The sequence below is a fragment of the Klebsiella sp. A52 genome, assembly GCF_018388785.1.
Lineage (GTDB): Bacteria > Pseudomonadota > Gammaproteobacteria > Enterobacterales > Enterobacteriaceae > Klebsiella > Klebsiella aerogenes.
Genome location: NZ_CP074437.1, coordinates 1,162,591 through 1,174,739, shown reverse-complemented (window position 1 = coordinate 1,174,739; position 12,149 = coordinate 1,162,591). Strand labels below are relative to the sequence as shown.

12 protein-coding genes are annotated in these 12,149 nt (G+C 57.1%); 4 read left to right on the top strand and 8 right to left on the bottom strand.

Annotation, left to right across the window (positions count from 1 at the left end; translation table 11 throughout):
• Window positions 1-27 precede the first annotated feature (27 nt).
• From rhaM to rhaB, 5 genes are all read right to left on the bottom strand, one after another.
• Window positions 28-342: an L-rhamnose mutarotase gene (gene rhaM / locus KGA69_RS05430; RefSeq protein WP_063447503.1), complete on the bottom strand. Its 315-nt coding sequence runs from the start codon at window positions 340-342 to the stop codon at window positions 28-30.
• The gene (gene fucO / locus KGA69_RS05425) at window positions 339-1,487 is read right to left on the bottom strand and encodes a lactaldehyde reductase (protein ID WP_213292890.1); all 1,149 of its coding nucleotides are present in this window, start codon (window positions 1,485-1,487) and stop codon (window positions 339-341) included. Before fucO ends, rhaM begins: the two co-directional genes overlap by 4 nt.
• Before the next feature lie 31 nt (window positions 1,488-1,518).
• Entirely contained in the window at window positions 1,519-2,343 is an 825-nt protein-coding gene (gene rhaD, locus KGA69_RS05420; protein ID WP_015368947.1) for a rhamnulose-1-phosphate aldolase, read from the bottom strand.
• Between the two features lie 82 nt (window positions 2,344-2,425).
• Window positions 2,426-3,685 (bottom strand): L-rhamnose isomerase, encoded by a 1,260-nt coding sequence (gene rhaA / locus KGA69_RS05415; protein WP_045395283.1) that lies wholly within the window; start codon window positions 3,683-3,685, stop codon window positions 2,426-2,428.
• Window positions 3,682-5,148 carry a rhamnulokinase gene (rhaB, locus tag KGA69_RS05410; RefSeq protein ID WP_063447501.1) on the bottom strand — a complete coding sequence of 489 codons (1,467 nt, stop codon included), beginning with the start codon at window positions 5,146-5,148 and terminating at the stop codon, window positions 3,682-3,684. Before rhaB ends, rhaA begins: the two co-directional genes overlap by 4 nt.
• A gap of 311 nt (window positions 5,149-5,459) precedes the next feature.
• Here rhaB and rhaS point away from each other — a divergent pair, with 311 nt between their 5' ends.
• The gene (rhaS, locus tag KGA69_RS05405) at window positions 5,460-6,296 is read left to right on the top strand and encodes an HTH-type transcriptional activator RhaS (RefSeq protein WP_045395289.1); all 837 of its coding nucleotides are present in this window, start codon (window positions 5,460-5,462) and stop codon (window positions 6,294-6,296) included.
• Window positions 6,297-6,368: 72 nt separating this feature from the next.
• Window positions 6,369-7,217 carry an HTH-type transcriptional activator RhaR gene (rhaR, locus tag KGA69_RS05400; protein ID WP_213292889.1) on the top strand — a complete coding sequence of 283 codons (849 nt, stop codon included), beginning with the start codon at window positions 6,369-6,371 and terminating at the stop codon, window positions 7,215-7,217.
• A 7-nt stretch (window positions 7,218-7,224) separates the two neighbouring features.
• Here rhaR and rhaT read toward each other — a convergent pair whose 3' ends face one another.
• The gene (gene rhaT, locus KGA69_RS05395) at window positions 7,225-8,259 is read right to left on the bottom strand and encodes an L-rhamnose/proton symporter RhaT (protein WP_032706783.1); all 1,035 of its coding nucleotides are present in this window, start codon (window positions 8,257-8,259) and stop codon (window positions 7,225-7,227) included.
• Between the two features lie 291 nt (window positions 8,260-8,550).
• Between rhaT and sodA the strand changes: the two genes are divergently transcribed.
• Together sodA and yiiM are read left to right on the top strand one after the other, a co-directional pair.
• Window positions 8,551-9,171 carry a superoxide dismutase [Mn] gene (gene sodA, locus KGA69_RS05390; RefSeq protein ID WP_015368940.1) on the top strand — a complete coding sequence of 207 codons (621 nt, stop codon included), beginning with the start codon at window positions 8,551-8,553 and terminating at the stop codon, window positions 9,169-9,171.
• Between the two features lie 72 nt (window positions 9,172-9,243).
• On the top strand, window positions 9,244-9,918 hold the full coding sequence (yiiM, locus tag KGA69_RS05385; RefSeq protein WP_045395291.1) for a 6-hydroxyaminopurine reductase: 675 nt from the start codon (window positions 9,244-9,246) through the stop codon (window positions 9,916-9,918).
• A 62-nt stretch (window positions 9,919-9,980) separates the two neighbouring features.
• Here yiiM and cpxA read toward each other — a convergent pair whose 3' ends face one another.
• On the bottom strand, window positions 9,981-11,354 hold the full coding sequence (cpxA, locus tag KGA69_RS05380) for an envelope stress sensor histidine kinase CpxA (protein ID WP_015368938.1): 1,374 nt from the start codon (window positions 11,352-11,354) through the stop codon (window positions 9,981-9,983).
• Window positions 11,351-12,049, bottom strand: coding sequence for an envelope stress response regulator transcription factor CpxR (gene cpxR / locus KGA69_RS05375; RefSeq protein ID WP_015368937.1), 699 nt, complete (start codon window positions 12,047-12,049; stop codon window positions 11,351-11,353). The genes cpxA and cpxR overlap by 4 nt, the downstream gene beginning before the upstream one ends.
• Window positions 12,050-12,149 lie beyond the last annotated feature (100 nt).

The following is a 12,149-nucleotide window of genomic DNA, read 5'->3' as shown; positions in this document are numbered from 1 at the left end:
CGCCTGATTGCTCAGGCGTTTTCTTTATTACGCAAGGTAAAACACGTCACTCAGTTCAGCGCTTAGCGGGCTGTTATCCGGATTCGTCGGCATCACCTCGCGCATATAGCGCCACCAGCGTTGGCAGACCTCGGTTTCCGCCACCGCATTCCAGCGGGCTTCCGATTCAATTTCCACCGTGGCGAATAGCAGATGGCGCTGTTTATCGAGATAGATCGCATAGTGGTGGGCGCCATGCGCTTTCAGCGTCGCTTCCAGTTCCGGCCAGATGGGATTATGACGGCGCTCATACTCCTCGTGGGCGTCGGGATTGACCTGCATCACAAAGGCTTTGCGGATCATAACGCCTCCAGGTATAACTCGCGCACCTCGTCGCGGCTGGCGCTACGCGGGTTACAGGGCGCGCAGGGGTCGGCCAGCGCTTTATCCAGCCAGCCTTCGATATCAGCCTTACTCACGCCAAGCTGGCTAAAACCTTCAGGAATACCGACTCGTTTGCTCAACGCGCGAATCGCGTTAATCGCCGCCATGCTGGCGGTTTCATCGCTCATTTCGCGCGTATCGACGCCCATCGCCTGGGCGATGCGGGCAAAACGCGCCACCGCGTTCGGGCGGTTAAAGTTTTCGATAATCGGTAGCAGGATGGCATTACAAACGCCGTGCGGCAGATTGTGGGTTGCGCCCGGCTGGTGCGCCAGCGCGTGTACCAGACCAAGACCTGCGCTGTTGAACGCCATCCCTGCCAGATACTGGCCGTATGCCATCTGCTCGCGGGCCTGCAGATTGTGCCCGTCATCAACGGCCAGCGGCAGCCACTGGTGAATTAAGCGAATCGCTTCCAGCGCGTTGGCGTCGGTCAGCGGATGGGCGCCGACGGAGACAAACGCCTCAATGGCATGAGTTAACGCATCCATACCGGTCGCGGCGGTAACCGACGGCGGAATATCCAGCATGACGCTAGCGTCGTCGACGGCAATATCCGGGATGATGTTCGGGTCGATGATGACCTCTTTCACCTGACGTTCGCTATCGATAATCACCGCGTTGCTGGTCATTTCGGCGGCGGTTCCGGCGGTGGTGTTAATTGCCACCAGCGGCACGCCGGCATTTTTCACTTTGCCCACGCCGGAATAGGCCGTCGATGGCGCCGGGTTAGCGCTGAGGATTTTCACCGCCTTAGCGGTATCGATCGGGCTGCCGCCACCAAAGGCGATAATATAGTCACACTGCGCCGCACGGAATGCGGCGATACCTTGCTGAACCAGCGCCTCGGTTGGGTTCGGAAAGACCTTATCGAACAGATGATAAGACAGTTGATGCGCTTCCAGCGCCTGAAACAGGCTATCGAGCAGGCCCATTTCCACCAGATGACCATCGGTGACAATCAGCGCTTTTCCCCACTGCTTGTCTGCGACCAGGTTTACCATATCGCCGATCGCGCCCGCGCCATGCAGGCTGATTTTCGGTAGTGCCAACATAAAGCTCATGATGATTCTCCTTACAAGGCGGCTCGCTTTCTTAGAGCGCCAGCGCGCTGGCCAGCGGCGTGACGCCAAAGCGTTGGCCTAACGCAATCAATTCTTCGCGGCTTATCGTCTGTTTCATGCCGCCCATCGAATAGACTTTCACCAATACCTCGGCGGATTTCTCGGCGGTATCGATCAGGCCGAAAGTTTCATCCAGCGTCGGGCCGCTGCCGAAGACGCCGTGGAATGGCCACAGCACCAGAGAGTGTTTCTGCATTTCGCCGGCGGTCGCCTGGCCAATCTCGTCGGTACCCGGCACCATCCACGGCAGAATGCCGACGCCGTCCGGGAACACCACCAGGCATTCGGTGCTGCCTTCCCATAGCTTGCGGGTGAACAGATCGCTGTTGTTCTCCAGCACGTAGGTCAGGGCGATCAGGTTGGTGGCATGGCAGTGCATGATCACGCGGTCTTTGCCGCCGGTGGCTTTGATGCGCTCGCAATGCGACAGGAAATGCGCCGGCAGTTCCGAGGTCGGCACGGCTTCTTCCGTCAGCCCCCACAGAATGAAGTAGCCCGCGCCGTCGTTGTCCACTTTCACCACCCCAAGGTTGGCGGCGGGATCGAGCTGCACGTTACGGAAGAATTTACCGGAACCGGTGACGATAAACGGCTGATTAGCCAGTTCCGGCATCGGCTGGCTTAAGGCGATATAGCGCGGCTGGGGGTGAAAATCGGCTTTGAAGGGCGCGATATCCGCTTCATCCAGGCGCAGCGTCAGATTGCCGCCGTTACGTTCGTCCCAGCCTTTAAGCCAGGCGTCGGAGGTGGCTTTGATCATGCCCTGAACGAACCATGAATTGATGATGTTGTGCATAGTCTTGTCTTTCCTGTTGATTCGTAATAGGTGTGACTCCCCGAATAAACCCCATACGGCGCAATCCGGGGAAAGTCAGGCATTAGCCGCGCTGGCTCAGCACGTCTTTTTCATAGGCCCGCACGTTTTCCAGCCACTGGCTGCCTGCCGGCGTATCGTGACGCTGGCAGTACATTTCCCAGATCGCCTGCCACGGCAGCGATTTCTGCTCTTCGAGCAGCGCCAGCCGGGCGGTGTAATCGCCGTCGTTTTCCAGCTGGCGCAGCAGTGCCGTCGGCTCCAGCAGCGCGCGCAGCAGGGCTTTTTTCATGTTGCGGGTGCCGATAACCCACGCCGCGATGCGGTTGATGGAGGCATCAAAGAAGTCGAGGCCGATATGCACGCGGTCGAACAGGTTGTGGCGGATAATTTCGCTGGCGATGGCCTGGGTTTCGTCATCCAGCAGCACCACGTGATCGCTGTCCCAGCGTACCGGGCGGCTGACGTGCAGCAGCAGGCGCGGGATATAGAGCATGGCGGCGGAGATTTTGTCGGAGATGACTTCCGTCGGATGGAAGTGGCCGGCATCCAGGCACAACGCGGTCTGACGGCTGGCGGCGTAGCCCATATAGAATTCATTGGAGCCAACGGTATAGCTTTCGGCGCCGATACCGAACAGCTTGCTCTCAACGGCGTCGATATGGTGCGCCGGATCGAGCTTTTCACTAATGACCTCATCCAGCGCGTTCAGCAGACGCTGGCGCGGGGCGAAGCGGTCGACGGTAATATCTTTCATGCCGTCCGGCACCCAGATATTCATTACCGATGGCGTCCCAAGCTGCTCGCCGAAATAAGCGGAGATACGGCGGCTGGCTTTACAGTGATCGATCCAGAACTGACGAATCTCCGGGTTGGCGTGCGACAGCGTAAAGCCGTCGGCGCTGAGCGGATGCGAGAAGCAGGAAGGGTTAAAATCGAGCCCCAACTGGTGGCGTTTGGCCCATTCCACCCAGTGCTTAAAGTGTTCCGGCCTGATTTCATTACGCGCTACCGGCGTGGCGGATTCGAGATAAATCGCGTGCAGATTAAGGCGCTTCGGCCCCGGTATCAGGCTGAGCGCCTGTTCGAGATCGGCGCGTAGTTCCTGGGCATTGCGCGCTTTGCCGGGATAGTTGCCGGTGGCCTGAATGCCGCCGGTTAAGTTTCCTTCCGGGTTTTCAAAGCCCGCCACGTCATCGCCCTGCCAGCAGTGCATTGATACCGGCAGGCGGTCCAGCTGACGCAGAGCTTCCTCGGCATCTACGCCGACGGCGGCATAGCGCTGCTTAGCAATTTCCCAGGCTTGTTCAAGTTGAGTGGTCATGCGCAAAGCTCCTTTGTAGGTTGTGGCTGAAATTGCGCGACGAAGCGGGCAATTTCGCTATCTGAATGCGGGGCGAAAGTGATGAGCGACGCGTTGTCGCGTACCACCTGACGGAATTCATCGACGTTTTGGAGTTCATCCAGCGCCATCAACTGGATGCCGATATTGCCAAGCGTGGAGGCTTCAATGGGGCCCGCCACCACCGGCAGGCCGCAGGCATCGGCGCACAGCTGGTTAAGCAGCGCGTTCTGGCAGCCGCCGCCGACGATATGCAGCTGGCTGAAAGGGTGGCCGCGGAGTGCGGCCAGTTCGTCCAATACCCGGGCATACAGCAGCGCCAGGCTGTCGAAAATGCAGCGCGCCAGTTCGGCGGGAGTGACCGGGATCGGCAGAGCGGACTCCGCGCAGGCGGCTTGAATTTCGGCGCTCATATTGGCCGGGTTGATAAAGCGATCGTTATTGCAATCAATCAGGTAACGACAGGCCGGCAGCTGCTCCGTGTCGACAATCAGCGCCTGCAGATCGCTAATGTTGTGCTCCTGCAGTACCCTCTGCAGCAGCCATAGGCCCATGATATTTTTCAGCACCCGATAGCGCCCCTCGGCGCCGCCTTCATTAGTGATATTCGCCTTCAGCGCCTGCTGGCTGGTGTAAGGCGTTTTACTTTCAAAGCCCATCAGCGACCAGGTGCCCGATGAGAGATAGGCGGCATTTTTATCCGCCAGCGGCGAGGCGATGACGGCGCTGGCCGTATCGTGGCTGGCGACGGCAACGACCGGGATGCGGTTACCCTGCGGGCAGATCCAGTGACCGATAACATTGCCCGGATGCGTCGGCGTACCGAACCAGTCCGGTTTCGCGCCGCTCCAGCGGAGCAGCTCGTCATCCCAGCTATCGCTATTAATATTGACCAGTTGCGTGGTGGTGGCGTTGGTGTATTCCCAGTTCATTGCGCCGGTCAGGCGGTAGCTGAAATAGTCCGGGATCAGCAGCGCGTGGGCGACCTGTTCCGCCAGCGTCGGCTGCTGGCTGACCAGCGCCCGCAGCTGATAAAGGGTGTTGAACGGCAGAAACTGGATGCCGCTGCGGCAGTAGATATTGGCGCGGCCGAGGTGTTCGATTGCCTGCGCCATCAGGCCGTGAGTGCGGCTATCGCGATAGGAAACCGGCAGGCCGACGCGCTGGCCGTGCTTATCCAGCAAGACGAAATCGACGCCCCAGGTGTCGATACCGATGCTGTCGATCAGGATCCCCTGTTCGCACACCTTCACCAGCCCGCGGCGGATTTCCGCTTCCAGGCTATCGATATCCCAGCAATCGTAGCCATCCACTTTCTGCAGGCGGTTAGTGAAACGATGAACCTCGCGCAGCGTCAGCGATCGCGTCGCGGTTGCATAATTCGCGAGCATGACCCGACCGCTGGAAGCGCCTAAATCAACGGCGACACAATGACGAATACTCATGGCACGACCCTTCTTAAAATCATTACAGGCAGTCTAAAAAAGGCGTCTCTGCGTCACCTTCTCGCTACTGACAGCGAAAGCGGGTGGCTGGCAACAAAGCAAAGGTGACCGTGAGAAGCGTCACAGTTTCGTTTTATAGGCGGCGTGAGGCGGGGTGTGATGCTGGCCGCAGTTCCGGATATTTCCGGCTGGTTCTTGAAAAAACGGCAGGCTTTACGCGGTTTGCGGTCAAAAATTGAAGGCCGGATTGCCAGCCCTTAATTACTATTTGCGACGACGGTTGATAATTTTTCTCATTCGTGGAGGCTGCTATGACCGTGTTGCACTGTACGGATTTTTTTAAGGCCGGCGTCTCGGCGGTGGCGATTGAACCGCGCCTTCCACAAGCGGCCTTTCCAGAGCATCATCATGATTTTCATGAAATTGTTATCGTTGAGCAGGGGACGGGCATCCACGTTTTCAACGGCCAGCCCTATACCATCAGCGGCGGTTCGGTCTGCTTTATTCGCGATCACGATCGCCATCTTTACGAACACACCAATAACCTGTGTCTGACCAACGTGCTTTACCGCGCGCCGGATGCTTTTCGTTTTCTGACCGGCGTGAACCAGCTGCTGCCACAAGAACAGGACGGCAACTATCTTTCACACTGGCGGGTCAACCAAACGGTGCTACAGCAGGTGCGGCAAATCGTCGGTCAGATGGAAAAGATCGGCCCGGGCGTCGAGCCGCATACCATCGCCAGCCGTGAGATCCTTTTTATGCAGCTACTGGTGCTGCTGCACAGCAACAGCCTGGCGGAAGGCGCCGGCAACCACGAGGCGCGGCTGAATCAACTAATGGCCTGGCTGGAAGACCATTTTGCCGAAGAGATATGCTGGGAGGAGGTGGCGGCGCAGTTTTCGCTCTCTTTACGCACCCTGCATCGTCAGTTAAAGCTGCAAACCGGGCTGACGCCCCAGCGCTATCTCAACCGGGTGCGCCTGATGAAAGCGCGGCACCTGCTGCGCCACAGCGATGATAGCGTGACAGAAATCGCTTATCGCTGCGGTTTCGGCGACAGTAACCATTTTTCGACGCTATTTCGCCGTGAATTCGACTGGTCGCCGCGCGATATTCGCCAGGGGCGCGACGCTATTCTTCAGTAACGCGAGAAGAGTCAACGTATTGCCTCACCAAAATGCGAATAATGGTTGGTTTCCGCGTCGGGAGTGAAAGTTGTGGCAGGTCAGCTGGTGCTTCGCAAAGATGAGTTTTTTGCCTCCCCCACGCAGGCGGTGGCGGTGGCTGACCGCTACCCGCAAAACGTCTTCGCCGAGCATACCCATGAATTTTGCGAGCTGGTGCTGGTGTGGCGCGGCAACGGTCTGCATATCCTCAACGATCGCCCGTGGCGGATTACCCGCGGCGATCTCTTTTATATCCGCGCGGAAGATAAACACTCTTATGCGTCGGTCAATGACCTGGTGCTGCAGAATATTATTTATTGTCCGGATCGGCTGCGGCTCAATTTTGACTGGGCGGCGCATATTCCGGGATTATTCGGCACGCCGTGGCAGCCGCACTGGCGGATCGGCAGCAGCGGGATGGCGCAGGTCAGGCAGGTGATTAACCAGCTGGAGCACGAAAGCGCGCGGCAGGATGCGCAGGCGGATAGCATGGCGGAACTGCTGTTTGCCCAACTGGCGCTAACGCTCCAGCGCTATCGCTACGCCACTGATAATCTGGCGGCGACGCAAAGCGAAACACAGCTCGATAAACTGCTAACGGCGCTGGCCGGAAGTCTGAATCGCCCCTTTAATCTGGATAGCTTCTGTCTGCATGAAGGCTGCAGCGAACGCGCGCTACGCCAGCAGTTTCGTCAGCAAACGGGAATGACGATAACTCACTATTTGCGCCAGCTGCGGATCTGCCATGCGCAGTATTTACTGCAGCATACCGAGCGGTTAATCGGCGAGATCGCCATGCAGTGCGGGTTTGAGGACAGTAACTATTTTTCGGTGGTGTTTAATCGGGAAATTGGCATGACGCCGGGACAGTGGCGGCAGCGCAGTCGCGCCGCCGCGTAAGGGGAAATCAGTTAGCCATTCCCAGGCCGACGATATTCGCGGCGATGATAATCACCACGCAGCCGAGGCTGAGCACGCTGACCGGGCGGCGTCCGGCGTTGTTCCACTCTTTCAGCACCAGCCCAACCAGCCCGCCACACAGTACGTAGAAGCTCATATGCAGCATCCAGCTCATGTAGTCATACTGCGCCGGGATACTGGCGTGGCCCCAGGCATAGAAGAAGAACTGCAGATACCACATTAGCCCGCCCAATGCGGAAAGCAGAATGTTGCTGATGATAAGCGGTTTTGCCAGTGAGAAGTCGGCTTTTAGCGACAAATCCTTCACTTTGGCAAGGCGAATAAAACAAAAGCCGAGGTTAACCAGCGCGCCGCCGCCCATGATCACCACGTAGCTTGGCAGCGCGGTATACAGCGGGTCGACGCCCAGCGCCGCGGCGGCTTCATGCATTGGTTTAGCGGCATTCATCGCGAATGACATGCCGGCGGAGAAAATACCGCACATTACCGCCAGCATCAGCCCTTTTTTCAGGTTGAACTCTTCCGCTTTGATGCCCATTTTGCGCTCTTTAAGCTGGCCGGCGCGGGTAACGATACCCACGCCAATCACCGCCACCAGCACGCCGAGCAGGGTCATTTGTCCGCCTTTGGTGTGAATCAACACATCAAAGTGGCCGTTGAGGATCGGCGTCATTAAGGTACCGACGATAAGCGTAATGCCGATAGCGATACCGATACCCATCGACATCCCCAGATAGCGCATGGTCAGGCCATAGTTGATGTTACCGATGCCCCACATCGCGCCGAACAAAAACACCGGCAGCAGCGTGGAAGCGCTAAACGAGCGGTAGTAGGCCCAGAAATCGGGCAGCAGCATGGCGCTTATCGCCCACGGCAGAATCAGCCAGGAGACAATCCCGCCGATCGACCACATGGTTTCCCACGACCAGTGTTTCACCTTCTTGAAAGGGGCATAAAAACAGGCGGCACTGGCGGCGCCGATTAAATGCCAAAAAATTCCCATCGTAATCGCATGATTCATTGCCTTTACCCTCATCTGTTTTTGGGTTGGATAGACTCTCTCCGATGCGATGAGTGTAAAAATTGCGCAGTTTTTACGCCTTTGAGCTGTTGCCACGCCAGGCGAAACTCTGGCAATCAGGGGCTTAATGAGTTGTTTTGGCTCACAAACTGGGGTGTATCTATTTTGGGTATAACCTTAGTAAAACTACGGCATTGATAATCATTTTCAATATCATTTAATTAACTATAATGAACCGACTGCTTACGCGGCGTTAACACCCTCTGCCGCCCGATAATAATGGAGATGATTATGAGTTATACACTGCCATCCCTGCCGTACGCTTACGATGCTCTGGAACCGCATTTCGACAAGCAGACGATGGAGATCCATCATACTAAGCATCACCAGACCTACGTTAACAACGCTAACGCAGCGCTGGAAAGCCTGCCGGAATTCGCTAACCTGTCCGCGGAAGAGCTGATCACCAAACTGGATCAACTGCCGGCTGACAAAAAAACCGTACTGCGTAACAACGCGGGCGGCCACGCTAACCACAGCCTGTTCTGGAAAGGCCTGAAAACCGGCACCACCCTGCAGGGCGACCTGAAAGCCGCTATCGAGCGTGATTTCGGTTCCGTGGACAATTTCAAAGCTGAATTCGAAAAAGCGGCAGCAACCCGCTTTGGTTCCGGCTGGGCGTGGCTGGTGCTGAAAGGCGACAAACTGGCCGTCGTTTCTACCGCTAACCAGGACTCCCCGCTGATGGGCGAAGCCATTTCCGGCGCTTCCGGTTTCCCGATTATCGGCCTGGATGTGTGGGAACACGCTTACTACCTGAAATTCCAGAACCGTCGCCCGGACTACATCAAAGCCTTCTGGGACGTGGTTAACTGGGACGAAGCAGCAGCGCGTTTTGCCGCCAAAAAATAAGGTTGCATTGTGCTAAGAGAGAAGCGAGTCTGATGACTCGCTTTTTTTATATCCGTAGCAAGGAGAGCAGCAATGCATTATCCGGTGAATGTCTTTGTCGGCAAAATCAGGGACTACGACGGTAGCCGCCCCAGCGCAATTGGTAAAATCCAGGTCGATGGCGAATTACAGCTCGGCGAGCTCGGACTGGAAGGGGACGAGCAGGCGGAAAAGAAAATTCACGGCGGGCCGGATCGTGCGTTGTGCCACTACCCCCGCGAGCATTATCTCGACTGGATCCGCGAATTCCCGCAGCAGGCCGATCTGTTCTGCGCACCCGCATTCGGCGAAAACCTTTCTACCGAAGGGCTAACGGAAAAAAACGTCTATATCGGCGATATCTTTCGTTGGGGCGAGGCGCTGATTCAGGTCACTCAACCGCGCTCTCCCTGCTTCAAACTGAATTACCATTTCGGTATTAGCGACATGGCGCAACTGATGCAAAACAGCGGCAAGGTTGGCTGGCTCTACCGCATTATCGCCGGCGGCCAGGTCTCCAGCGATGCGCCGCTGGAGCTGGTATCGCGACTAAGCGATGTGAGCGTACATGAGGCCGGAGCAATTGCCTGGCATATGCCGTTTGACGACGACCAGTATCACCGTCTGTTATCGGCGGCGGGCCTGTCGGTAAGCTGGAGCAGAACGATGCAGAAGCGGCGTTTAAGCGGGCAAATCGAGGATAATTCGCGGAGATTATGGGGGAAATAATTCCCCCATATTGAACGTTGCAACCCGTAGCCCGGCTCAGCGTAGCGCAAGCCGGGACAGGCTCAGGTGCGTTTATACAGCGGCAGCCAGATTGTTAAACGCAGACCACCCAGCGGGCTATCGTCGGCTTTAACCCAGCCGCGATGTTGCTGGATCGCCGTTTCGACAATCGCCAGCCCCAGACCGGTGCCGCCGGACTCGCGATCGCGAGCTTCGTCGGTACGATAGAACGGACGGAAAATCTGTTCGCGATCTTCCGGGCTGACGCCCGGGCCGTCATCATCGACGTTGACCGTGATTCCGTCTTTATCCACCGAGAAGCTGACCGAAATTTTCGTGTGCGAGTAGCGCAGCGCGTTGCGCACGATATTTTCCAGCGCGCTTTCCAGCGCATTGGGGTTACCGTATAGCGGCCAGGGGCCCGGCGGATACTCAACGGTAAAGGATTTCCCCATCTGCTCGGCTTCAAATGCCGCGTTGTCCAGCACTTCGCCCCACAGCTGATTCGCTTTCACCGTCTCGCTGACCAGCGCGTTTTTCGCCTGATTACGCGACATCACCAGCAGGTCGTTGATCATGCTGTCCAGCCGATGCGCTTCGGTTTCGATCCGCTCCAGCTCTTTGCTTTCACCGCTGCGGCGGCGCAGCAGCGCGGTGCCTAACTGCAGACGGGTTAACGGCGTGCGTAGCTCGTGCGAGATATCCGACAGCAGCCGCTGCTGGCTGGTCATCATTCGCTCAAGCGCGGTCACCATCTGGTTAAAGCTGGCCCCGGCGGCCAGAAACTCCTGCGGACCGGCTTCCAGCTCCGGATGCTGCCGCAGGTTACCCTGGGCCACTTCATCGGCGGCGTTTTTCAGCTTGCGCGCCGGTTTCGCCAGGCTCCACGCCAGCCATAGCAGCAGCGGGGCGCTGACCAGCATCGTCACGATAAGCAGTAATAGCGGACGGTCAAACAGCAGGTTGATGAAGTCGGATTGTGAAGTGCTGGCAGGGCGGATGAGATAAAGTTGATAATTATCTTCACCATCCCTGACGGAAAACGGCCCGACCATCTCCAGGCGTCCGTAACGCTTCTTCTGCGGATGATCGGCGTTATCGGCCTGGCCGATAAAGTTACGAATGATCTGCATTTCGTTGCGTTCTGCGCCGATCACGCGGCCTTCGCTGGTGACCAACAACAGCCGCTGCCCAGGCGGCGCCCACTTATCGATGGCGCGAAACAGGCGTCGCCACCACATCAGGTCGTTAGGTGGGTCGTTCGCCAGTTCGGCCTCGACGTGTTGCTCAATCATGATGCCCTGACGTTGCTCGCTTTCCAGCAGCTCGGTCATCTGGCGCGAGTCCAGCTTGGGCAACATCAGTACCAGCATCAACACCAGCGCCAGCGTGAGCCAGAAGATGGCGAAGATGCGTGCGGTTAAACTTCCAATCATGAAGCAGAAACCATCAGATAGCCGCGTCCGCGCAATGTTTTAAACCACGGATGGCCGTCTTTACGCTCCGGCAGCTTACGCCGCAGGTTGGAAATATGCATATCGATAGCGCGGTCGAACGGCGTCAGCCGCTTGCCCAGCACTTCCTGGCTTAAGTGTTCACGTGACACCACCTGACCAAGATGCTGCGCCAGCAGATACAGCAGAGTGAACTCGGTGCCGGTCAACTCCAGCGTTTGCCCATCAAAATTGGCCTCCTGACGGCCCGGATTGAGGCTTAACGCATCCACTTCCAGGGTCGGAGAACCGGATTCGGTGGTCTGCTGCTGCTCGCTCCAGTGAGAACGACGCAGAATCGCGCGTATACGCGCCACCAGCTCGCGATCGTTAAACGGCTTAGGCAAATAGTCATCCGCCCCGAGTTCGAGGCCGAGAACGCGATCCAGCTCGCTTCCGCGCGCCGTTAGCATGATAACCGGGGTCTGGTGTGTCTGACGTAATTCTTTAAGCGTGTCGATACCGTTTTTCTTCGGCATCATCACATCAAGCAAAAGGAGATCAATGCTGTCGTCAAGAAGCGCCAGCGCCTGTTCACCGTCATGGGCAACGAGCACATTAAAACCTTCCATATCGAGCAGCTCTTTTAACAGGGAGGTGAGCTCCCGGTCATCATCAACTAACAGGATTTTATTCATTGTTTAAATACCTCCGAGGCAGAAATTACGTCATCAAGGCTCGCTAATCCATGACTTTACGTTGTTTTACACCCCCTGACGCATGTTTGCAGCCTGAATC